The following is a 20,183-nucleotide window of genomic DNA, read 5'->3' as shown; positions in this document are numbered from 1 at the left end:
AACCTGGTCCATATAGCCCGGTTAGAAGTGTAATAGGCAATACCGGTTTGTCAAATTTATGCGGGTGTTATCGTTTGACTTCTATGCTATCCGGGGTGTAATTTAGTCGGTGGATTTTAAGAAAACGGCATTCTTAATCTTTATCTCTACGGTCAGTATGGGGTATGGGATTTGGTTGCCTGTGGAGTCAATCACCAATCGTTCGGGATTTTCGGATTTGACCTGTTACAGTAGCGCCCGGAGTGTTGTGATTAGTCCGAATGGAAATATCCATCTCACCTGGCGGGGAAATGTCGCTGGGGTTTATCAGGTCTGGTACTCCTGCTGGGATAGATTAACAGGAGAATGGTCGGAGGATACGATTTTGTCAAATGAGTTGAACGGTGCTGGTGACCCAACAATCGGTTGCGATTCACTGGGTAACCTTTATGTTGCTTGGATAACTGCTGGCGTTCTCAAACTCAAACGTCGTGGTTTCTCTTCCGGGGAATGGCAATTAGAGGACACATTTAGAACTGGTAGCGATAGAGATAGTGCGGTATCGATTGCGATTGATAAAGACGGAGTGGTACATCTCACCTGGGTGAGATTGGGCTCCGGAATGCAACAATGGTTATACTATGTTTATTACGACAGTGGATGGGGTGATTGCGATACCATTGCCCGTATTGGGAATGAATTTATATTAATTCACCCATCGATTGCCTGTACACCAGGCGGTAATTTGATAGTAGTCTGGCATCAGATGATAGAAAGTTTTACTAAAATGATTTTGGCAAAATTGAAGGTTAACGGTGTCTGGGGTGAGGTAGAAACAGTTTACAGCCGGGTAAATGCGGTCTCTCCTTGTGTGACCTGGAACTGGTATGATTCCACTTTTAATGTTGTCTGGATTGCTGGTAATAACTCTATCATGTGGCGTGCCCGAACAGCGGCAGGGTGGAGCGATACCATAAGATTTGGGCTCTGGACAGGGGCAAAGTTCTCACCCAGTGTTGCTGCAGATGATAGTGGCAATCTTCATTTTGTCTGGGTAAATGAAGACTCTACCTCCCAGCGCCACAAGCAGGTCTGTTATCAGAAACGAACTAATAATGGCATCTGGGAGGAGTTCAGAACTTTGACAGAAGGGGGAAATCAAAAGGACCGGATTTCAATCACGGCCCGGATGGGAACGGTTCAGGTGGTGTGGAGTGAACAGGTGGGTACTTTTAATTGGGCGGTTCGGGCGCGGCGTAAGATGCGGGCGCATGATGTTGGAGTGATGAGGATTGAGTTACCTCAAAGTGTAATTGATTCGGGCTCGGTATTTGTTCCTGCTGCCTGGATTGGTAACTTTGGAGACTTTGTAGACTCGGTTCGAGTATTGTTTGCAGTAGGTGATTCAGTGATGTGCCATTTTCTTGACAGTATTGCACCTGGGGATTCGGTGCGGGTAGTGTTTGATTCAATTGCTGTTCATGACCGGGAGTGGGTAGCTGTGGCCTGTTCAGTTTATGTTGCCGGAGACATAGATGAAAGAAATAACACTTTATGCGATAGTGTGTTTGTCCGGGTACAGGATGTAGTGGCAGAGGAGATATTAACACCCAACGGAAGAGTACCTGAGGGTTTAATCAGACCAAGGGTTAAAGTGTGGAATCGGGGTAATGATAGTGCGATGTTCGGTGTTGTTTGCTCGATTTTAACCCGAACCGGCTCCTTGATTTACAATGATAGTATTAGAATTACGCTTGGTGCTAATGTTAGCCGCGACACCGGATTCACACAATGGAATGCTCAGGTTGGTGATTATGTGATACGGGTCCGCACGGTATTATCCAAAGATATGCATCCGGAAAATGATACAATGAGTTGTGAGTTTACGGTAATTAGACACGATGTTGGTGTAGCGCGGGTTGTTTTTCCGGTTAATGTTGTGGATTCCGGGTTTTGTGGTTCACCAAGGGCGGTGATAAAAAACTTTGGAAGTGAAACTGAAAGTTTTCAAGTGTTGTTTCGCAGCGGGGTTGATTATCGCGACTCTTTAATTATCCAAGGGCTGGCATCAGGCGACAGTATTGACACAACATTTTCCAGATGGGAGGCAAGAACAAGGGGTTGGAATTCGGTCTGCTGTTCAACGCAACTGAATAACGACCATAACCATAACAACGATGCGGTAAGGGAGACGGTGTTTGTTCGAGTTAAGGATGTGGGAACGGTTCAGATTACGAGTCCGGGCGAAGTTGTTAATCCGGGGGAGATTCAACCTGAGGCGTTGGTCCAGAATTTTGGTAATGAGATAGCGAGTTTCTGGGTGCGATGTGAGATTTACGACAGCGCTGAGGTAATGGTTTATTGCGATTCGCTTGAAACCTTGCTACCATCGGACAGTTCCGGATTGGTATCGTTCTCCATCTGGCGGGCAAGCGGCGGTTTTTATACGATTTGGGTGGGAACGATGCTAAATGGCGATTTAAGGAGAGATAACGATTCAATCCGCCTGCAGTTTCGCGTTGTTAGAAGAGACGGCGCGATAATCAGAATCGCGGCTCCCCAGGATACTGTGCCAGAAGGGGTGATTGAGCCAGCGGTGGTGGTGGCAAATTATGGTGAGGAATCGGCGGAGATGTGGGTATATTTTGCAATTAGTAGGATGGGAGCCGACGTGGATTTTGAGTATGTTGACTCATCGAGCGCAATGGTTGAACCTGGTGCCCAGAGAGAGGTTTGTTTCCGCCAGTGGCGAGCAACATCAGGAGAGTATTTGACTTTTGCCCGTTGTGATTTATCCGGTGACGAAAACCCGTGCAACGACTCTCTCCAGAAGGTTGTGACCGTTGAATCAATTGTTTACCAGCGATGGCAAGAGGAGCTTTCGATTCCCGCTGGGCCAAGAAGTCTTACGGTGCGGGCGGGAGGGTGTTTAGTAGGAACAAGCGATAAGGTTTTTGCCCTAAAAGGCAGGTCTGATGAGTGGTACTGTTATGATGAGTATGCAGGTAGCTGGTTGGTGCGAAGACCGGTGCCGGGTGGTTTAAAAAACAGGAAGCCCAAGAGTGGTGCCGCAGTTTGCTGGGACCGAAGTGACAGAATCTATCTTTTAAAAGGTGGAAACACCAGAGAGTTTTGGTGTTATGAGATAAGCAAAGACTCCTGGCGAGAACTGCCCGGTCTACCGGACGGGACGAGAAATGTCCGATACGGTGCTGGATTGGCATTCGTTCCTAAACGAGACAGCGGTAGGGTGTACTGTCTGAAAGGTACGGGAACAAACGACTTTCTATTTTATTTAGTGGAAAAGGGTGAATGGCATTCGCGAAGGCCGGTACCACGTGGGGTGCTAAACAAACCGGTGAAAAGGGGCAGTGCAATTGTGGCAGTGGGGCAGCGAATATTCTGTTTGAAAGGTTCTACTAATGAGTTCTATGAGTATCTAATCAGCCGGGACAGCTGGCGGGGATGTGCATCATTGCCTTTTTCAGGTAGCAACGGTTTGCGGCGTTGTAAGGACGGAGCGGCGCTTGCCAGTGATGGTGTTAGTTATATCTATGCCTTTAAAGGTGGGCGGACGGTTGAATTCTGGCGCTACGATATACAGGCGGATACCTGGGAGGAATTGGAAAATATCCCAGTAGGGACACGGTGGCGACGAGTTGGGTCTGGTGCAGGACTGGCGTTTGTAGAAGGAAAAGTTTATGCGCTTAAAGGCGGCGGTTCCCGGGAGTTCTGGAGTTACGATGCCACAATGCTTCAAAGAGATGCCAACTTACAAAACAGGGATACCAATAGAAGTAATCACGAGCAAGGGTATCCGAACCGGGAGCCAGAAGGTTTATTCGATTTGACTTTACAAAAACAGGGGAATGGTCGCGGTCAATTACAGCCACTCATTTTTGATGCTTCGGGCCGGATGCGGGTTAATGAGAGGTTAAAGCCCGGGGTTTATTTTATAATATTGGGAGAGCGGAGGGTGCAGTCTTTACGAGTTAAAAAAGTTGTCGTTACAGGTGGCTTAAAGGGTCGCTTTTAGTTTTTTCTGAACTATCCTAGTAGCCACATTTATCTCTGTTAAAGTGAATTGTCTTTTAAATATTTTCAAGATGTTAAACGAGGGATAAGACCGACCTTTCAGGCGCTGTGAGGTAGCGGTGCCTCCAGTAATGAGCCAGGTTTTTTCGAGGAGCCAGACCCAGGGCCGATGCTTGTGGCCGGAGAGTATTATACGAATATCAAGGTCGATGCAAAGTTTTAAAACATCTCCGGCGTCAGTGGGTATGTGGCGTTCTCGACCGGTGCCGGGTATCGGCACAAGGTGATGATGCATTGCCATAATTTTAATTTGTGTCGGGTTACTCAATTTTTGCGTGATTATCGGATAATTAGCCCGGCCAATGTGTCCGTCATCAATGTCAGGCTGGCTTGAGTCTACACCAAATATTGCTATGTTACCTTTTTGGTAGAAAGGATAACGGGTACCAAAAATTTCTTCAAAAATTACATATCCTTCGTTGCGGGCATCGTGGTTTCCCGGAACGACGATTCGTTGTTTAGATTGAAAGCGCTTTAAATATGTTACTACCTGGTCATACTCATGAATATGACCTTCGGTGGTGAGGTCACCGGTGATAACTATGACATCAGGCATGAGCCGATTCTGCAAATCGACCAGTTTATTCCCCAATTCAGGAACAAAATAAGAGCCACCGAGATGCAGGTCAGATATATGAGCGATGGTAAAAGGCGATTTCATCTGTTCATTGGAAGGATTACGGAAAATTTTGAGCCCGTGCCTGGAGTGCTTTCTACCAAAACCTTACCCTGGTGGAGTTCGACAATATGTTTGACAATCGCCAGTCCCAAACCGGTTCCGCCGCTTTGTCTTGAGCGAGAGCGGTCAACAACATAAAATCGCTCAAAAATTCTCGGGATGTGTTCGGCGGCAATGCCGATACCAGTGTCCTGAATCGAAATTACTACCTGGTCATTTACGACTTTAACAGCGAGAGACACAGTGCCTTTTTCGGTATATTTGATAGCGTTATCCAGCAGGTTGATAAGTGCCTGTTCAAGCCGAAGCCCGTCACCTTTTATTACGGGAGGTGGTTCGGGTAGTTCATGCGTTAGTTTCAAACCTTTCTTTTTTGCCGAGTTCTCAAAGATAGCGAGAACATTAGTTGCGAGGGTTTTCAGGTTGACATCTTCCCAAAAGAGTTTGGCATCCGGATTTTCCAAAGCAGAGAGGTTTAACAGGTCCTGGACGAGGTTGATTAAGCGTTCGGTATGGCGGCGAACAATCTGCAGGTAAACAGCATTATCTTCATCGGCGGTTTCTTCCATTGTTTCAATATATCCCTTGATTGCTGTTAATGGCGTTTTTAGTTCGTGCGAGACACTGGCGATAAACTCCTTTTTCATTTTTTCGGCCTCGATGAGTTCAGTAATATCGTTAAAGGTCAGGAGACGCTGTCCAGTAGTAGGTAAATAAATCGCGCAACAGAGAAATGTCCTGGAGTTGATTTGAACCTCGGCGTTGAGGTTGGAATTTTCTTGATTCAACTGTTGAATAAGATTTGCCAGTTGGGGGGTACGAATGACCTCCCAGTAGAACTTGCCGACGACCCGTTCGACATTCAGAAACTGCTGAAACTTGTTGTTGACAATCAGAACTTTACCCTGGGGGTCAAGAATCAATAATCCTTCTTGCAATGAGCCAAGTATGGCATTCAACCACTCTTCTTTCTCTCGCAGCTGGGTGATGTCTTTATTGATGCGAGCAGCGGTGCGGTTTAACAAATTTAAGAGTTGAGATGCAATTTTCAATTTAACCGGAGCCGATTGAATAGGAGGTTGACCGGAGTCGATACGGTGGCAGATGGTTTCAATTTCTAAAACCAGAGTTTGAAACCGAGAAAAAACTTTCAAGGCGATAAGAATAGAGAAGATTATGAGAACACCGATGGCAGATAAGAAAGCGGTTGTACGAGGTATTTTTAAAAGCAAAAGAACCAACAAAATAATGACCGGACAACCGGCAATGAGAAGGTAACTACCGACAATATAAAGAAAGAGTTGTTTCTCTGGCCTGATATTCATGCCGTTGACTCAGAATTCGAGTTTATAACCAACCCCCCGAATGTTTCGGATTAATTCACCGAATTTGCCCAATTTCTTGCGAAGGTGCTGGATATGGACATCAATGGTGCGGTCTAATATCGGTTTATCATATCCCCACAGTTCGTCAATAATCTGGTCCCGAGTGAAAACCCAGCCCGGTTTTGATGCCAGTATCATTAAAATGCGGAACTCGGTAGCAGTGAGGTCAATTTTCCTACCCGCCGCTGTTACTTCATGCTTTTTGGGGTAAATAATCAAATCCGTGTCAATAGTAATTTTTTCGTCAGTCGTCATTTGTTCTTGTCGTCGCAACACAGCACGGACACGGGCAACAACCTCTTTCGGGGAAAACGGTTTGGTAATGTAGTCATCAGCACCTAATTCTAAACCGATAATCCGGTCCGATTCTTCTCCCCGCGCAGTAAGCATAATTATCGGAATTGAGGCAAATCGTGGCTCCTGTTTGAGAAAACGGCAGATATCAATGCCATCGACATCAGGGAGCATTAGGTCAAGGATTATCAGATTGGGGGTTACTTTTTCAAGGAACTGATAAAGCTCCCCGCCGCTTGTCATCTTCTTAACGCTAAACCCCGATTTTGTCAGATGAAGGGATAGTAGTTCGAGAATATCAGGCTCATCGTCAACTATCGCGATTAATTTGCTTCGTGCATGCAGTGTTTGTTCTGGAGGTTTTTCAGGTGACGGGTTCACATTTGCCATGTTTGATTACCTCGCCCGTCACGGCATAAACCACATCTTCGGAGATATTGGTTGCGAGGTCGGCAATCCGTTCCAGATTCAGAGAGATAAGCATCAGTTTCAAAGCCCGGTCAATAGTGGTGGCGTCACTGGTCATATAAGTGATAAGTTCACGGTTAATCTGGTCTTTTAAGGAGTCAACTATTGAGTCACGGGCACACACGCGGCGTGCCAGTTCGACATCTTTTTTAGTAAAGGCGTCGAGGCTGTCACGCAGCATTTGAATTGTGTGTTGTGCCATTCGAGGAAGGTCAATTAGTGGTTTTACCGGCGGGCGGGGGATAAGGAACAACGCTGCTTCGGCGATATTGACTGCATGGTCGCCGATCCGCTCAAGGTCGTTGTTGATTTTAATCACCATGGTTATAGTGCGGAGGTTAGATGCTTCGGGTTGATGAAGGGCAATGAGATTAATGGCGGTATCTTCAATTTCAATCTCAGCCTGGTTGATTTTGGGCTCGAGGTCGTTAATTACCTGCTCTGCTAAAAGGTGGTCTCTTTTCACCAGTGACTGGATACTGATATCGACCATCTTTTCTACTGCCGCTGCCATTGCCAGCAGTTTCTCTTTCAAATTTGCGATTTTCTCTTCAAGTAGGGTCATTGATTATTTCCTCTCTGTTTCTGTTAAAATGATAACTAAATTTTTTCGCTGGACAAGTGCCGACATTATCCAAATTTCCCGGTTAGGAAATCTTCCGTGCGCTTATCTTGCGGTTTTGTAAAGATTCGTTCAGTTGGTCCAAATTCTACGAGTTCACCCAGCATCAAAAAGGCACAGTATTCTGATACCCGAGCAGCCTGTTGCAGATTGTGGGTAACGATGACGATGGTGTAATACTTCTTCAGCTGGACAATCAGTTCTTCCAGTTTTGCCGTTGAAATTGGGTCGAGAGCAGACGCTGGTTCGTCGAGTAGAATTATTTCTGGGCCAACAGCCAGACAGCGGGCGATGCAGAGGCGTTGTTGTTGTCCGCCGGAGAGCGAAAAGGCGTTGTCCCAAAGTCGATGCTGCACTTCCTCCCAAAGGTTAGCTAATTGAAGCGCTTCCTTTACGCGCCGTTGTAATTCAATTCCCGATGCCAGATTGTGAATTTTTATCCCGAAAGCAACATTTTCGAAGATTGATTTTGGGAATGGGTTCGGTTTCTGGAAGACCATTCCAACCCTTTTGCGTAGTTCAATGACATCAATTTTCTCACGGTAAATATCTTCTCCATCAATCAAAATACTACCGGTGATTCTGGTTTCGGATATGAGGTCGTTCATCCGGTTAATGCTGCGCAGCAGGGTAGATTTGCCGCAGCCGGAGGGACCCATAATGGCGGTTACGGTCCGGGGTAAGATGGTAAATGAAATGTTTTTAAGGATGTGGTTTGTACCGAACCAGAGGTTCAGATTCTTGAACTCAATGTGTCCCTTTTCCATAATTTAAACCTGCCACTTGTTAGTTGTGGCAAAACGCATTCTGGTAAAAAAGGCGATAATGTCAAACGCGAGCACGAAAATCAGTAATACCACCGCGGTGCCAAATGCGATGGGGCGAACTTTCGTTAACTGGTCGTGTTGAGTTGCCAGAACGAAAATGTGATAAGGCAGTGCCATAAATTTCTCCAAAGGTGTGCGCGGAATCTGCCGGGTAAAATAGGTTACGCCGGTGAACAGAATGGGTGCTGTTTCACCCACGGTGCGGGCGATGGCAAGAAGAACGCCGGTAAGAATGCCCGGAAATGCGTAAGGTAAAACATTACTCCGGATTGACTCCCATTTCGTTGCGCCCAGGGCAAGTGCTCCTTCCCGGAAAGAGTTGGGTATTGCTGTAATAGACTCTTCCACAGTTGTGATAATCCAGGGCAGGCTCATCAGCCCGAGAGTTAATCCTGACGCGAGAACCGAAAGGCCGATCTGGAAGGCGCGAATGAATAGGGCAACTCCAAAGAGCCCGTAGACAATACTCGGAATTCCGGCAAGGGCGCGAATCGAGCTGCGCATTACCTGAGTAAAGATGTTGTTGGGTGCGTACTCAGCAAGGTAAATACCGGAAAATAACCCGACGGGCACCGAAAATAGAAGCGAAATCAGGGTTACATACATTGTACCGACGATACAGGGGAAAATTCCGCCGGCGGTCATTCCTTTTTCCGGTGGCTGCGTGAGAAATTTCCAGGAAATGACATTGATACCGTTCTTGAACAGGTAGAAAACCATAAACCCAATAAATAGAATGAAAATTATTAAAGGAATGGCGAGGATGACAAAACCGATGTTACTGGTAAAACGCTTTCTGGGAAGGTGGCGGTAATTTTCAGGCGGTGGTAACGGTTTGTTCATAAAGTAAAACTCCTTTTTTCCCGTCTGATTAACGATTCGGCGATAATGTTAGTCGCTAAGGCGATGACAAAGAGAACAAAACCCAGGGCAAAAAGGCTAAAGAAGTGGATAGAATTGGCCGCGGTTTCACCCAGTTCAATGGCAAGGGTAGTAGTGATGGTGCGAACCGGGTCAAATAGGGAGCGGGGAATGATGGGCGCATTCCCCGCTACCATCAAAACCGCCATGGTTTCACCAATTGCCCGACCAAAGCCGAGCATCACTGCTGCCAGAATACCGGAACGCGCTGCCGGTAGAATTACTTTGATTGCGGTTGTCCAGGGTGATGCTCCCAGAGCATACGCGGCTTCCCGGTAGGAGTGAGGAACCACGCGCAGGGCATCTTCGGATACCGAGATGATTGTAGGGAGAGACATCAGTGCGAGGATGACACTGGCGGTGAGCAGGTTTAAGCCCGAGGGCAGGTTAAAAATGCGTGCGATAAATGGGGCCAGGACCACAAGCCCGAACAGGCCGATAACGACAGAGGGAAATCCGGCAAACAGTTCCACGACCATTTTTACAGCAATGCGCACCCAACCGGTAAGTCTTTCGGCGATAAATAGGGCACCGGCAATACCCACCGGAACCGAAATGATAAGGGCGATGAGCGTTGTTAAAAAACTGCCCAGAAATAAAGGGATTAACCCGTAGCGCGGCTGTCCGTAAGCATCCGGATTCCAAACCGTACCAAATAGAAACCCGAAAACCGTCAGCGGCTGAGATTCTGGGTCGCCGGGGTCTGTTCCCGGTGCAGGAATGAAAGCACGTACGCCGTAAGAGAACAGAAAGAGAAGGATGCCAAACAAGACCCCGGCGGCCAATACCGCATTGATGAGGAAGGTTATTCCTGCGAGTCGGTCAATCTTTTTGCGCATTCTCACAGGGACCTTCTTTTACTTTTACCGTTGTTCACTGCAGTATTTTGTTGTTCTTTTCGATGTACGGTTGGGTAACTGCGACAAACCCTTCTTCTTCGACAATTTTCTGGCCTTCCGGACTCAATTCAAACCGGATAAAATCGAGTGCCGCGCCTTTGGGTTTACCGTTGGTGTACTGATAAAGCGGTCGGGTTAAGGGATAGGCACCGCTTTTAACATCGGCTTCGTTCTCCGGTGAAATGTAGCGGTCATTGGAAGTTTTTGCCACCGCCAATGGTTTTATTCCTTCAACATTGCGGAAGTAGCCCAGACCAACATAACCAATCCCGCCTTCGTCGGTTTTAACCGCATCAACAATCTGGGCGCTGCCGTTCATCTGGCGCATATAAGATGCGTACTCTCCCTGAACCACTTCTTCCCGGAAGAAGACGAATGTTCCGGAATTTGGCTGTCGACCATAGAGGACGATTTTTTTATTCGGTCCGCCAACATCTTTCCAGTTTTTGATTTCACCCCGGTAGATGGCACCGATTTGCTGGACGGTAAGGTTCTTTACCGGGTTCTTGCTGTTGACGATTACCGCCAGACCATCAAGGGCGATGACGATTTCCACCGGGTTTACACCCTGGGCGCGCGCCGCCGAGATTTCCTTTGATTTGATCGCGCGTGAGGCGTTGGCGATGTCGACCTCCCCGTTGGTGATTGCGGTGATGCCGACTCCGGAACCACCACCTGCGACCGAGACGGTGACATCACCCCGGACCGCTGAGAACCCCTCGGCAAGCCGCTGTACGAGGTTTAGCATCGTATCTGAACCTTTGACGATAATCATCTCGCCGGCAATGAGCGATGTGCTCAGTGCTAACGCTGTTATTAATGAAAGTACTTTTTTCATTTTACCTCCTTTATTTACAGTTCTGGTTTATTTATCAATGTACTCCACTCAAACCGGACCTGGGCAAGAAGTGCATCGGTCGGTTTTATTGCGCTGTTTTTAGGCTGGGTCCTGGTCCAGGCAAACTGGAACTCAAGACCGGGCTTACCTTTCTCGCGTCGGATTAAATGGTAGTTAAAACCCGCACCATAGCGGATGAAACTTTTGTCTTTATTGAGTTCCGTTTCGCTGTCGTGTTCCTCTTTACGGTCCCAGATTGAAAAACGGCCGAAGATTTCTAAACTACGCTTTGCCAGAGTAACCGTTGGCACAAGGTCTAATCCACTGAACGAGTATTTCTTGGTCTTTTCGGTTAAAGTGGAGTCGGTGACAGCACCAGCGCTGTCAAAGTTTATTTTGTAGTAACTGAAGTAGCGAGTGTAGCTGTAACTGATGTACTCACCGAGCAACGAGACCGGACCAAAAGCCAGTTTGAACATTGGGGCAAGGGCAAAACGGTTCTTATTTGTGGTATCGGCATTCATAAAGAAGGTGCTACCGGATTGGGTTATTCTACCCTTTTTATCGTTTTTGTAATGGCTCTGGTCAGCAGCATTGGTGAACATTGAGACGCCCAGCGCGATGCCCGGGAATGGCGTGAGCCGGATGTTACCGAGAAGTTCGGGTGACGTGTTGACATACTTGCCTGCATACTTATACCCTTCGCCGTTGTAGACACCGAGTTGCAGTTCTCCCAGACCGGAAGGTAGATAGCCATTAATGGTCAATCCGTAGTCGGCTGAGGCGCAAACACTCTGGTCGTCGGCAAGTGACTTTTCCGGATGGGTGTAATCCCAGGAGTAGATAAGACCGAAGTAGTGCTTCTGCAAGCCGGCGGTGAGGTTGAAGTCGCGCACACCGGGCAGTGCGATGTCGGCATAAGCCTCTTTAAGACGGACGGTGGCGCCTTCGGGATATTTATCCGAAGAGAAGATGTCCACGGTCATTTTGGTGAAGAATGCCGGCGACCACTGGTACGAGAATCGGAGATAGCCCCGCTCCAGAGAGAAGCGGCTGATGCTCGGGTCGGTAATCTTGAACCCCGACGATTGGTTGGTGTAGCGGAACCAGCCGTTATGCTCCAGTTCGGTTTGCCCTGGTTCCAGGGCGAACAGCACGGTGGCCAAAATTGCCACCCCAAACAGGACGATAGATTTACGCGACAAAGTTGCCTCCTTTTTTGGGTTTTTAAACATCGTTAAAATGGTAGGGGCAGAAAGTTAAACAGGTATAACCGTTTGGTTAATTTTTCGTTAACTCAAATGGTGGTATAGGGTATTTGGGCGAAATTTCTCTAACTAACTAATTATCGATCAATTAGCCAAATTTACCCGAGATGTAGTTTTCGGTGTCGGGTTGTTTAGGTTTGGTAAAAATCTGGCTGGTAGTGCCAAATTCAATCAAGCGGCCGAGTAGCATAAATCCGGTAAAATCTGATACGCGGGCGGCTTGCTGCATATTGTGGGTGACGATAATGATGGTGTATTTTTCCCGGAGCTGGCGCAGGAGTTCTTCGATGTGCAGGGTGGCAATCGGGTCGAGTGCTGAACAGGGCTCGTCAAGAAGCAGGACTTCGGGCTCGACTGCCAGTAATCGGGCGATACAAAGGCGCTGGCGCTGTTCGTCGGTAAGGGTTAAGGCGTTCTTGTTCAATTGGTCTTTGAGTTCGTCCCAGAGCCGGACCGCACGCAGACTGCGTTCCACGATTTCCGCAAGCCGGGAGTGACGCCGTTCACCATGAATCCGGGGACCATAGGCAACATTGTCAAATACCGAAAATGGGAAGGCGTTGGGTCGCTGAAACACCATTCCGACCCGCTTTCGCAGTTCCAGGACATTGAGCCGGTAAATGTTGACGCCGTCAAGGAGTATTTCTCCCTGAATGCGGGCGCCTTCAATCAGTTCATTCATCCGGTTAAAACTGCGTAAGAGGGTGGATTTGCCACAGCCTGAGGGACCGATAATTGCAGTGATGGCGCAGGATGGAAAGTTGATGTTGACATCCTGCACCGCCCGGAAGTTGCCGTAATACACATTGAGGTTTTGGGTCTGTAGTTTCGTGTTGCAGGTATCAAGCATCTTGCACTCCTTAACCGATGCGTCCCGAGATGTAGTCGTCGGTTCGTTGATCTGCCGGCCGGGTAAAGATGATTTCCGCGGTGTTCACCTCAATCAGTTGACCGGCAAGAAAAAAGGCAACCCGGTCCGATACCCGTGCCGCCTGTTTTACATTGTTGGTTACAAGGATGAAAGTATAGCGGGTTTTCAACTGGCGCATCGCATCCTCAATCTGGGCTGTGGAAATGGGGTCCAGTCCGGAACAGGGTTCGTCCATCATCACCACCTCAGGGTCAAGTGCCAGAGCCCGGGCGATGCAGAGCCGTTGCTGTTGACCACCAGAGAGCCGGAGGGCAGAGGTGAATAGTCGGTCTTTTACTTCGTCCCAGAGGAAGGCGGCACGGAGGCTCTGTTCCACGATTTCGGTTAGTTTTCTTAGGTTGCGGATGCCTTTGAGTCGAGGTCCGTACGCGATATTGTCAAAGATTGTGCCCGGGAGCGGAATCGGGGTGGCGAAGATGAGCCCGACCCGGCGTCGTAAAGTGTCAATGTCCCAGTTCCAGACATCTTTGCCGTCAAGCAGTAGTTTGCCGGTGCGGGTAAAACCGGGGTTGGTTTCAATCAGCCGGTTAATGGTTCTTAAAAGGGTGGTTTTGCCCGAATGTGCCGGACCGATAATAGAGAAAATTTCATGTTCAAAGATGGTGAGGTTGATGTCGGTGAGAATCGATTTGCCATCGGCGGTGACGGTGAGGTGCTCAAGGGTGATTTTCTCTTTCATCTATCGGAAGCGTCGGGTTAGTCTGAACAATAAGATATAGGCGATAGCGTTGATTAAAAGGATGGAGATGATTAAGAGCAAAGCGGTGCCGTAGGCGCGGGGCATTGAGATACCCTCACGGGCAAGGATGTAGAAGTGAACCGCCATGGTGCGCGCCGGGTCAAAAATAGAGCGGGGAATGCGGAGCGAGGAGCCAGCGGTGAATATTACCGCCGCGGTTTCCGCAACACTCCTGCCCAAACCAAGGATAACTCCCGTAAGGATACCGGGCAGGGCATTGGGCAGTACGACATTGAGAATTGTCTGGGATTTTGTACCGCCCAGCGAGTAACTGACCTCCCGAAAGGCATAGGGCACAGTGCGAATTGCCTCTTCGCTGGTGCGGATGATGGTCGGGAGAATCATCACCGCCAGAGTGAGGCTGCCGGCAAGAATCGACCAGCCCATCTTTAAGCGGATGACAAAGAGAATAAACCCAAATAAGCCAAAGATAATTGAAGGAACACCGGCAAGGGCATCAGCACCGAAGCGGATAATTCGGGTTAATGTTGACTCCCTGGTGTATTCGGTCAGGTAAACTGCCGTACCCACGCCCAGTGGTGTGGCTATGACAATGGCGAGCAGGGCGAGATAGATAGTGGCGATGATTGTGGGCAGGATCCCGCCTTCCTTGCCCATCCGCTCGGGCATTCCGAAGAGAAATTCCGGAGTTAAGGCCGGTGCACCTTTGGCGGTTATGTAGCCGATGATAAAGAAAAGAATGGTCAGGGTGAAAAGTGTGAGAAGGGCAAGGATGAGCCAGATCAGGCGCTGAGTTATCAGGGGGCGGTTGCTCATACTTTTCTCCGCAGGGCAAAAAGGGCAAAGGTGTTCAAGAGGGCGACGATAATGAACAGAACGACGCCGGTGGCAAAAAGCGCCTCTTGATGAGTGCCCGAGGCATAGCCCATTTCCAAAGCGATGTTGGAGGTCAGGGTGCGGACCGGTTCAAGGGGTGATTTTGGGATGATGAGGGCGTTGCCCGCAACCATTATCACCGCCATCGTTTCGCCGACGGCTCGTCCCATCGCAAGAATCAAACTGGCGATAATACCGCTTTTCGCCGCGGGCAGGGTTAGCCGATAGAGCGTCTGCCAGCGGGTGGCACCAACTGCGAGCGACCCTTCTTTGTAACTGAGCGGAACCGCGTTCAGGGCGTCAAGTGATATAGCGATGACCGTGGGTAGAATCATAATCCCGAGGATGATGCCGGCGGCAAGGACCGAAAATCCTGGTCCGCCGAGCGTCCTTCTAATTAAGGGCACCAGGACCAGAACGCCGATGAAACCATAGACGACTGAAGGGATACCGGCGAGAAGTTCAATCAACGGTTTGAGGATGCGGACACTCCAGCGTGGGGCAAATTCGGCAAGGAACATTGCACAGGCGAGACCAAGCGTGCCGCCGAGGATTAAGGCGAGGATGGTAACTTCAAGCGAGCCGACAATCATTGGCAAAATCCCAAAATGTCCTTTGGTTGGCGCCCAGGTTGATGAGAAAATGAAGTTCTGGGGTCCAATGCGGAAGATGAGCGGCAGACCTTCATAAAAGATGAAAAGGGCAATCAGGAACAAGGCGGCGATCGCGGAAAGGGCGCAGAGGAGTAAAATTTTTTCAAAAAACTTCTCTTTCAAGGCGCCACCTTTATCAGCCCTTCGTCAGCAAGCGTTTTTTGCCCTTCCGGTCCCAGTACGAAATCAAGAAAGGAACGGGCAAGGGTACTGGGTTCACCATTGGTGAGGAAAAGGAATTTGCGGGCAAGAGGATAGATATGGGCGGTGATGGTTGACTCAGAAGGGGTGATACCATCTACAGTCAAAGGCTGGACCCGTTCATCTACCAGTCCGAATGAGATGTAGCCGATTGCTGCCGGGTCGCTGGCAACGATTTCGCGCACCGCACCATTACAATCCTGAACAAGCGCATCCGCGGCGAAGTGTACATCTTTCATTACGATTTCTTCAAAACAACCCCGTGTACCTGACCCCTCTTCGCGGGTGATGACGGTGATTTTCTGGTCTGGACCCCCCAGCTCCTGCCAGTTGCGAATTTTGCCCGAGAAGACATCCTGTAACTGTTTTAGTGTGATGTTTCTTACCGGGTTTTGTTTGTGGACAATCAGGACGATACCATCAAGGGCGATTGTCCACTGCTGAAGGTTTTGTTCCTCGGGCGTTAATGGTCGGGAGGACATTCCGATGTCGCAGATGCGGTTCTGAACCGCACGGATACCAGCGCTGGAGCCGCCGCCCTGGACATTGATTTCCACGCCCGGGTGTTCCATCATATAGCGCTCGGCAAGGAGTTCAGCAAATGGTTGAACTGAGGTTGAACCGGCGATGGTCAGGCTGGTTTTGGCGCTCCGGCGACAACCCGCAAAGCAAATGAGGATGACAGGAAACAGGACGGCAAGTTTGATAATAAAGTTCCGCACCGGGTATTAAAAGTTAACGATTATTCCCATCGGGTCAAGTTTGGATAATGGAAGGCGACGGTGGCTCTTATTGACTGAGATGTAAGGAACATTATGATTTAGCGATGAAGCGTGGGTTATTTTTTATCATCTTGTGTTTTCCGTTTATTACCGCTTCGCTTTTTGCCGGCTCTGGAGACCAGCGGGGTGAAACTGGTCAAAATACCAGCTGGATAAAGTTGCGGCAACGGTATCTCGGGTTGAAATCGCTCAGCGGCGGTTTTACTGAGACGCTGGTGTCAGAGATGAGTGAAGAGACGACCTTTTTTGCCGGCAGTTTTTATTTCCAGATGCCCAATCGGTTCCGGCTTGAGGTCACGAAACCGATGCGGCAGGTGATTGTGGGCAATGATTCGATTGTCTGGTTTTATCTTCCCGCGGAGAAACGGGCGGTGATGCAGAAGCGGCGCGAGCCGTTTCCTTTGCTGGCATTTATCACCCCGCTTCTGGACACAACTGGCACAATAACCGAAGAGAACCTGCCTGATGGCACAAAGGTGCTTTTAATTCAGGATGATGATGGGTCAATTTTCCGGGATATGAGGCTGGAACTGGACCAGAGCGGGTTAAGGGTTGATGGTTTCTCTTTTTACGACGACTGGGGCAACTGGTGCCGGTTTGTTTTAAAGGGTCAAAAGTGGAATCCGGTGCTGGCACCAAAACTTTTTCAATTTGTGCCGCCTGCGGGCACAACGATTGAATATTAGTATGCCGCGGCTGGAGAATCGGGACACCTGTTTTGCCTGTGGCCGGCAGAACCCGGAGGGGCTGCAGTTGCCGATTGTGGCAGATGAGCAGGGCGCCCGGTTTGAAAGGTATGTAATTGCCGAGCGCTATCAGGGCTGGCACGGGATTGTCCACGGTGGCATTGTTGCGACCCTGCTTGATGAATTGATGGCGTGGACGGTTAAGCCCAGAGGTTACAACACCGTTACCGCCGAGATGAGCGTGCGTTTTCGCAAGCCGGTGCCGGTGGGAAAAGAGATTTCCGGTTCAGGCTGGATAACCGGTGAGGAAGGGAGAATCGTTTACACCAAAAGCCGGCTCGTGGACAGCGCAGGCGTTGTTCTGGCAGAGGCAACAGGCAAACTGTGGAAGGTGTAGACGGTGCGGGCAGCGGTGGTGGCACTTGGCTGTCCCAAAAACCGGGTTGATTCCGAACATCTCCTTGGAGCGTTTCTTGACGCCGGTTACGAACTGACCGAAACTCTACCTGAAGCAGACCTAATTGTCCTCACTACCTGCGCCTTTCTCTCTTCGGCGGTTCAGGAGACCGAGGATGCGATAAGAAATCTGGTGCGGTTGAAGGAAAATAACCCGTCTTTAAAACTCTTCGTTGCCGGTTGTCTGGTTGAAAGGTATGGCAGAAGTTTAAAGAAGCGATTCCCTGGTGTTGACCGCTGGCTTACGCTGAAAGAGATGAACCGATTTTTGCCCGGCAAAGATGCCCGGTTGATTTCGACGCCGAGCCACTACGCCTATTTGAAGATTGCGGATGGATGTGACAATCGATGCAGTTACTGTTTGATTCCTGATATCAGGGGTAAGTTTCGTTCCCGGCGCATCGAAGAAATTGTTGCCGAGGCTGAGGCGCTTGCTAGTGCCGGGGTTAAGGAGTTGATTCTTATCGCCCAGGATACAACGCTGTATGGCAAAGATGTTTATGGCGCACCAGCGCTGGCACGGTTACTCTCGAAACTGGAACAGATTAAAGGTTTACGATGGGTTCGGTTGTTGTACACCCATCCGGCACATCTTCAGGAGGATGTGATTGAGCAGTTCGGCTCAAACTCCAAACTGTGTCGGTACATTGACCTGCCCATTCAACACATATCAGACCGGATATTGGCGCTGATGAACCGGCGTTATACCCGAAGGGATGTGGAAAAACTGCTTGGTCGGTTAAGAACAGTACCTGAGATGCGGGTGCGGACAACGGTTATTACCGGTTTTCCGGGTGAGACTGAAGCGGAGTTTGAGGAACTTTTGCAGTTCGTCAAACAGACGCAGTTTGACCGGCTTTCGGGCTATGTTTTTTCACCGGAACCCGGTACCCGGGCTTCTACCTTGTCTGGTCAGGTTGATAAACAGACCGCACAGTTGCGGCTGCGCCGGATTATGCAAACCCAGGCGCGGATTTCGCGTGCCAAACTGCGTTCAATGGTGGGACAGAATACAGAGGTGTTGATGGATTTTCCTAATGAGGGCAGAACCGAATGGGATGCACCGGAGATTGATGGTGTGGTGCAATTGCGCGGGGAAAAGGCTTCTCCGGGCACCTTCATCAATGTGAAGATTGTTGCCAGTTCAACATACGACCTGACCGCCGAAAAGGTTTGAGCCGATTCAGGTTTGTTTCCTTAAAAACAGGACACCGTTAATTCAGCCGATTTTTGGGGTCTAATTTATCGATGGTAGGGGGTAAGATACCATCGGGCAATAAGTATTGAGATCTCGGGTGGAAAGAGTTTAAGGGGTTTTATTAAGGATCCAGAGAGGTGTTAACCGGGAGTTTTTACAGAAGATAGAATTCAGGTCGGTTTTAAGTATAACATTATGGATTGTCAATAATATAGGTAATCTAATGGTTTACGGAATAGGTTCAGAAACGACAGGAAGGGTGGTATAAGAGGCGGTGAATGATGGGGTGGTTAAGACTATCCCGGGGATTGCCCCCGGACAGGGGAGGGGGTCAAATTTGTCACTTTTCCTTATCTTTTCGTATATGAATATAGGGTAAGAAAATATGCAAGATGCCAGCGTCTTGACAAAACAGGTTTTTGCTGTATATTTTTATAGAGTCTACGATGACGAGTTTACTCTACTCTACTCTTTCTATCCTGTGATTTCTGGTTTTACAACAAGTCCGGTGAGGTGATTGGTGGCAGGGTGCGCCTCCGGTCCAGAATTGGGCTGGAGGCTCAAATCAATTAATGCGGCAATTAGGGATAAACAAAAAGAAAGGAGGTTGAAAAATGAGAAACTTTAAAGCCGCATTAGCAATAGTGGTTGCATCTTCGCTTTTGTTACCATCAGTAGTAATTGGCTACCAATGCAAGTACCAAAGCGGTACGGCTGTGGCTTTTGCTTCTTGTAGTAACTGCAACTTACCAGGGGCAAACTGTCCCCAGGGCGAGCAATGCCCGAGGCGAACTTATCAACGGGGTAAATGGTGGACACTCGTTGATTGTCAACAAGGAGGAGGCAAGAGTTATAGCGGTAATTACCATCCAAGTTTCCAGCTTCTGGGGTTAATCAATGAAGTTAAAAGCAACGGTTCTAAAGAAGGGAACTTTACGGTTAACGCGACTGAAGCGCCATTGGTCACCGCTGTAACCGCTGATCCTTTTGGGAATATGGTGAATTGGTTTAACTTTACATCGTTTGCTGGGCAGTACGCCCTTACCTATAATGAAAGCGAAAATACCATAACATTTAACATCATCGCTATCGAACTTGGGCCTTCAATGCAATGGGGTACAATATCTACCGGACCTAATACCGCAAATTGGAACATCAATGGAACACTCAATCTGGCAGATAATACATTTGTCGGCAAAGTTTCCGGTAATCTCAGCAACTTAATATATCCCGAAGCAACACCTGTGGAATACGAGCTCGATTTGAACGGAAACGTTGACTTTGATAGTAATACCATTACTTTTTCGGGTGATGGTTGGGTCTTTTACCCGTTCCAACCTTAGAATAAAAAGCGTGGTTAATGAGAAAGGGATGGGCGCCATAAATGGGCGCCTCTCCCTTATTAAACGAAATACCAAAACTGGG

The 20,183-nt window shown here is 48.7% G+C and carries 19 protein-coding genes; 5 read left to right on the top strand and 14 right to left on the bottom strand.

Annotation, left to right across the window (positions count from 1 at the left end; translation table 11 throughout):
• Window positions 1-109: 109 nt before the first annotated feature.
• Entirely contained in the window at window positions 110-4,015 is a 3,906-nt protein-coding gene (locus tag HPY86_07130; protein NPV14688.1) for a hypothetical protein, read from the top strand.
• On the opposite strand, the gene HPY86_07125 is transcribed toward HPY86_07130, so the two are convergent.
• The 14 genes from HPY86_07125 to HPY86_07060 form a co-directional block, all read right to left on the bottom strand.
• A complete protein-coding gene (locus HPY86_07125) occupies window positions 3,998-4,735 on the bottom strand; it encodes a metallophosphoesterase (protein NPV14687.1) in 738 nt (245 codons plus the stop codon). The genes HPY86_07130 and HPY86_07125 overlap by 18 nt on opposite strands.
• A complete protein-coding gene (locus HPY86_07120) occupies window positions 4,732-6,078 on the bottom strand; it encodes a GHKL domain-containing protein (protein NPV14686.1) in 1,347 nt (448 codons plus the stop codon). The genes HPY86_07125 and HPY86_07120 overlap by 4 nt, the downstream gene beginning before the upstream one ends.
• Before the next feature lie 9 nt (window positions 6,079-6,087).
• Window positions 6,088-6,777, bottom strand: coding sequence for a response regulator (locus HPY86_07115; protein ID NPV14685.1), 690 nt, complete (start codon window positions 6,775-6,777; stop codon window positions 6,088-6,090).
• Between the two features lie 19 nt (window positions 6,778-6,796).
• Complete coding sequence (phoU, locus tag HPY86_07110; GenBank protein NPV14684.1) at window positions 6,797-7,465, bottom strand: phosphate signaling complex protein PhoU; 669 nt, start codon at window positions 7,463-7,465, stop codon at window positions 6,797-6,799.
• A 65-nt stretch (window positions 7,466-7,530) separates the two neighbouring features.
• Window positions 7,531-8,289, bottom strand: coding sequence for a phosphate ABC transporter ATP-binding protein (pstB, locus tag HPY86_07105; GenBank protein NPV14683.1), 759 nt, complete (start codon window positions 8,287-8,289; stop codon window positions 7,531-7,533).
• Between the two features lie 3 nt (window positions 8,290-8,292).
• Window positions 8,293-9,192, bottom strand: a complete 900-nt coding sequence (gene pstA, locus HPY86_07100) for a phosphate ABC transporter permease PstA (GenBank protein NPV14682.1) — start codon at window positions 9,190-9,192, stop codon at window positions 8,293-8,295.
• Entirely contained in the window at window positions 9,189-10,109 is a 921-nt protein-coding gene (gene pstC / locus HPY86_07095) for a phosphate ABC transporter permease subunit PstC (protein NPV14681.1), read from the bottom strand. Before pstC (HPY86_07095) ends, pstA (HPY86_07100) begins: the two co-directional genes overlap by 4 nt.
• Before the next feature lie 34 nt (window positions 10,110-10,143).
• Window positions 10,144-11,007, bottom strand: coding sequence for a PstS family phosphate ABC transporter substrate-binding protein (locus HPY86_07090; GenBank protein ID NPV14680.1), 864 nt, complete (start codon window positions 11,005-11,007; stop codon window positions 10,144-10,146).
• A gap of 14 nt (window positions 11,008-11,021) precedes the next feature.
• Window positions 11,022-12,212, bottom strand: coding sequence for a hypothetical protein (locus HPY86_07085; GenBank protein NPV14679.1), 1,191 nt, complete (start codon window positions 12,210-12,212; stop codon window positions 11,022-11,024).
• Between the two features lie 151 nt (window positions 12,213-12,363).
• Entirely contained in the window at window positions 12,364-13,125 is a 762-nt protein-coding gene (gene pstB / locus HPY86_07080) for a phosphate ABC transporter ATP-binding protein (GenBank protein NPV14678.1), read from the bottom strand.
• 10 nt (window positions 13,126-13,135) lie between these two features.
• Complete coding sequence (locus HPY86_07075) at window positions 13,136-13,885, bottom strand: phosphate ABC transporter ATP-binding protein (protein NPV14677.1); 750 nt, start codon at window positions 13,883-13,885, stop codon at window positions 13,136-13,138.
• A complete protein-coding gene (gene pstA, locus HPY86_07070; protein NPV14676.1) occupies window positions 13,886-14,722 on the bottom strand; it encodes a phosphate ABC transporter permease PstA in 837 nt (278 codons plus the stop codon).
• Window positions 14,719-15,558 (bottom strand): phosphate ABC transporter permease subunit PstC, encoded by an 840-nt coding sequence (gene pstC, locus HPY86_07065; protein NPV14675.1) that lies wholly within the window; start codon window positions 15,556-15,558, stop codon window positions 14,719-14,721. Before pstC (HPY86_07065) ends, pstA (HPY86_07070) begins: the two co-directional genes overlap by 4 nt.
• Window positions 15,555-16,358: a phosphate ABC transporter substrate-binding protein gene (locus HPY86_07060; GenBank protein NPV14674.1), complete on the bottom strand. Its 804-nt coding sequence runs from the start codon at window positions 16,356-16,358 to the stop codon at window positions 15,555-15,557. Before HPY86_07060 ends, pstC (HPY86_07065) begins: the two co-directional genes overlap by 4 nt.
• Window positions 16,359-16,462: 104 nt before the next feature.
• Between HPY86_07060 and HPY86_07055 the strand changes: the two genes are divergently transcribed.
• The 4 genes from HPY86_07055 to HPY86_07040 all read left to right on the top strand — a co-directional run bounded on the left by HPY86_07055 (window position 16,463) and on the right by HPY86_07040 (window position 20,101).
• Window positions 16,463-17,104 carry an outer membrane lipoprotein carrier protein LolA gene (locus HPY86_07055; GenBank protein NPV14673.1) on the top strand — a complete coding sequence of 214 codons (642 nt, stop codon included), beginning with the start codon at window positions 16,463-16,465 and terminating at the stop codon, window positions 17,102-17,104.
• 1 nt (window position 17,105) lies between these two features.
• A complete protein-coding gene (locus tag HPY86_07050) occupies window positions 17,106-17,501 on the top strand; it encodes a PaaI family thioesterase (GenBank protein NPV14672.1) in 396 nt (131 codons plus the stop codon).
• A 3-nt stretch (window positions 17,502-17,504) separates the two neighbouring features.
• A complete protein-coding gene (gene rimO / locus HPY86_07045; GenBank protein NPV14671.1) occupies window positions 17,505-18,737 on the top strand; it encodes a 30S ribosomal protein S12 methylthiotransferase RimO in 1,233 nt (410 codons plus the stop codon).
• Window positions 18,738-19,372: 635 nt separating this feature from the next.
• On the top strand, window positions 19,373-20,101 hold the full coding sequence (locus HPY86_07040; protein ID NPV14670.1) for a hypothetical protein: 729 nt from the start codon (window positions 19,373-19,375) through the stop codon (window positions 20,099-20,101).
• Window positions 20,102-20,183 lie beyond the last annotated feature (82 nt).

The organism is candidate division WOR-3 bacterium (assembly GCA_013177935.1).
Classification (GTDB): Bacteria; Hydrothermota; Tepidihabitantia; order Tepidihabitantales; family Tepidihabitantaceae; genus Tepidihabitans.
This window is presented reverse-complemented; position numbering and strand designations above follow the sequence as displayed.

Excerpts from the sequence above, each read along its gene's own strand:
- HPY86_07125 (NPV14687.1), bottom strand. The coding sequence starts at position 4,735 with ATGAAATCGCCTTTTACCATCGCTCATATATCTGACCTGCATCTCGGT.
- HPY86_07120 (NPV14686.1), bottom strand. The coding sequence starts at position 6,078 with ATGAATATCAGGCCAGAGAAACAACTCTTTCTTTATATTGTCGGTAGT.
- phoU (NPV14684.1), bottom strand. The coding sequence starts at position 7,465 with ATGACCCTACTTGAAGAGAAAATCGCAAATTTGAAAGAGAAACTGCTG.
- pstB (NPV14683.1), bottom strand. The coding sequence starts at position 8,289 with ATGGAAAAGGGACACATTGAGTTCAAGAATCTGAACCTCTGGTTCGGT.
- pstA (NPV14682.1), bottom strand. The coding sequence starts at position 9,192 with ATGAACAAACCGTTACCACCGCCTGAAAATTACCGCCACCTTCCCAGA.
- pstC (NPV14681.1), bottom strand. The coding sequence starts at position 10,109 with ATGCGCAAAAAGATTGACCGACTCGCAGGAATAACCTTCCTCATCAAT.
- HPY86_07090 (NPV14680.1), bottom strand. The coding sequence starts at position 11,007 with ATGAAAAAAGTACTTTCATTAATAACAGCGTTAGCACTGAGCACATCG.
- pstB (NPV14678.1), bottom strand. The coding sequence starts at position 13,125 with ATGCTTGATACCTGCAACACGAAACTACAGACCCAAAACCTCAATGTG.
- HPY86_07075 (NPV14677.1), bottom strand. The coding sequence starts at position 13,885 with ATGAAAGAGAAAATCACCCTTGAGCACCTCACCGTCACCGCCGATGGC.
- pstA (NPV14676.1), bottom strand. The coding sequence starts at position 14,722 with ATGAGCAACCGCCCCCTGATAACTCAGCGCCTGATCTGGCTCATCCTT.
- HPY86_07055 (NPV14673.1), top strand. The coding sequence starts at position 16,463 with ATGAAGCGTGGGTTATTTTTTATCATCTTGTGTTTTCCGTTTATTACC.
- HPY86_07050 (NPV14672.1), top strand. The coding sequence starts at position 17,106 with ATGCCGCGGCTGGAGAATCGGGACACCTGTTTTGCCTGTGGCCGGCAG.
- HPY86_07040 (NPV14670.1), top strand. The coding sequence starts at position 19,373 with ATGAGAAACTTTAAAGCCGCATTAGCAATAGTGGTTGCATCTTCGCTT.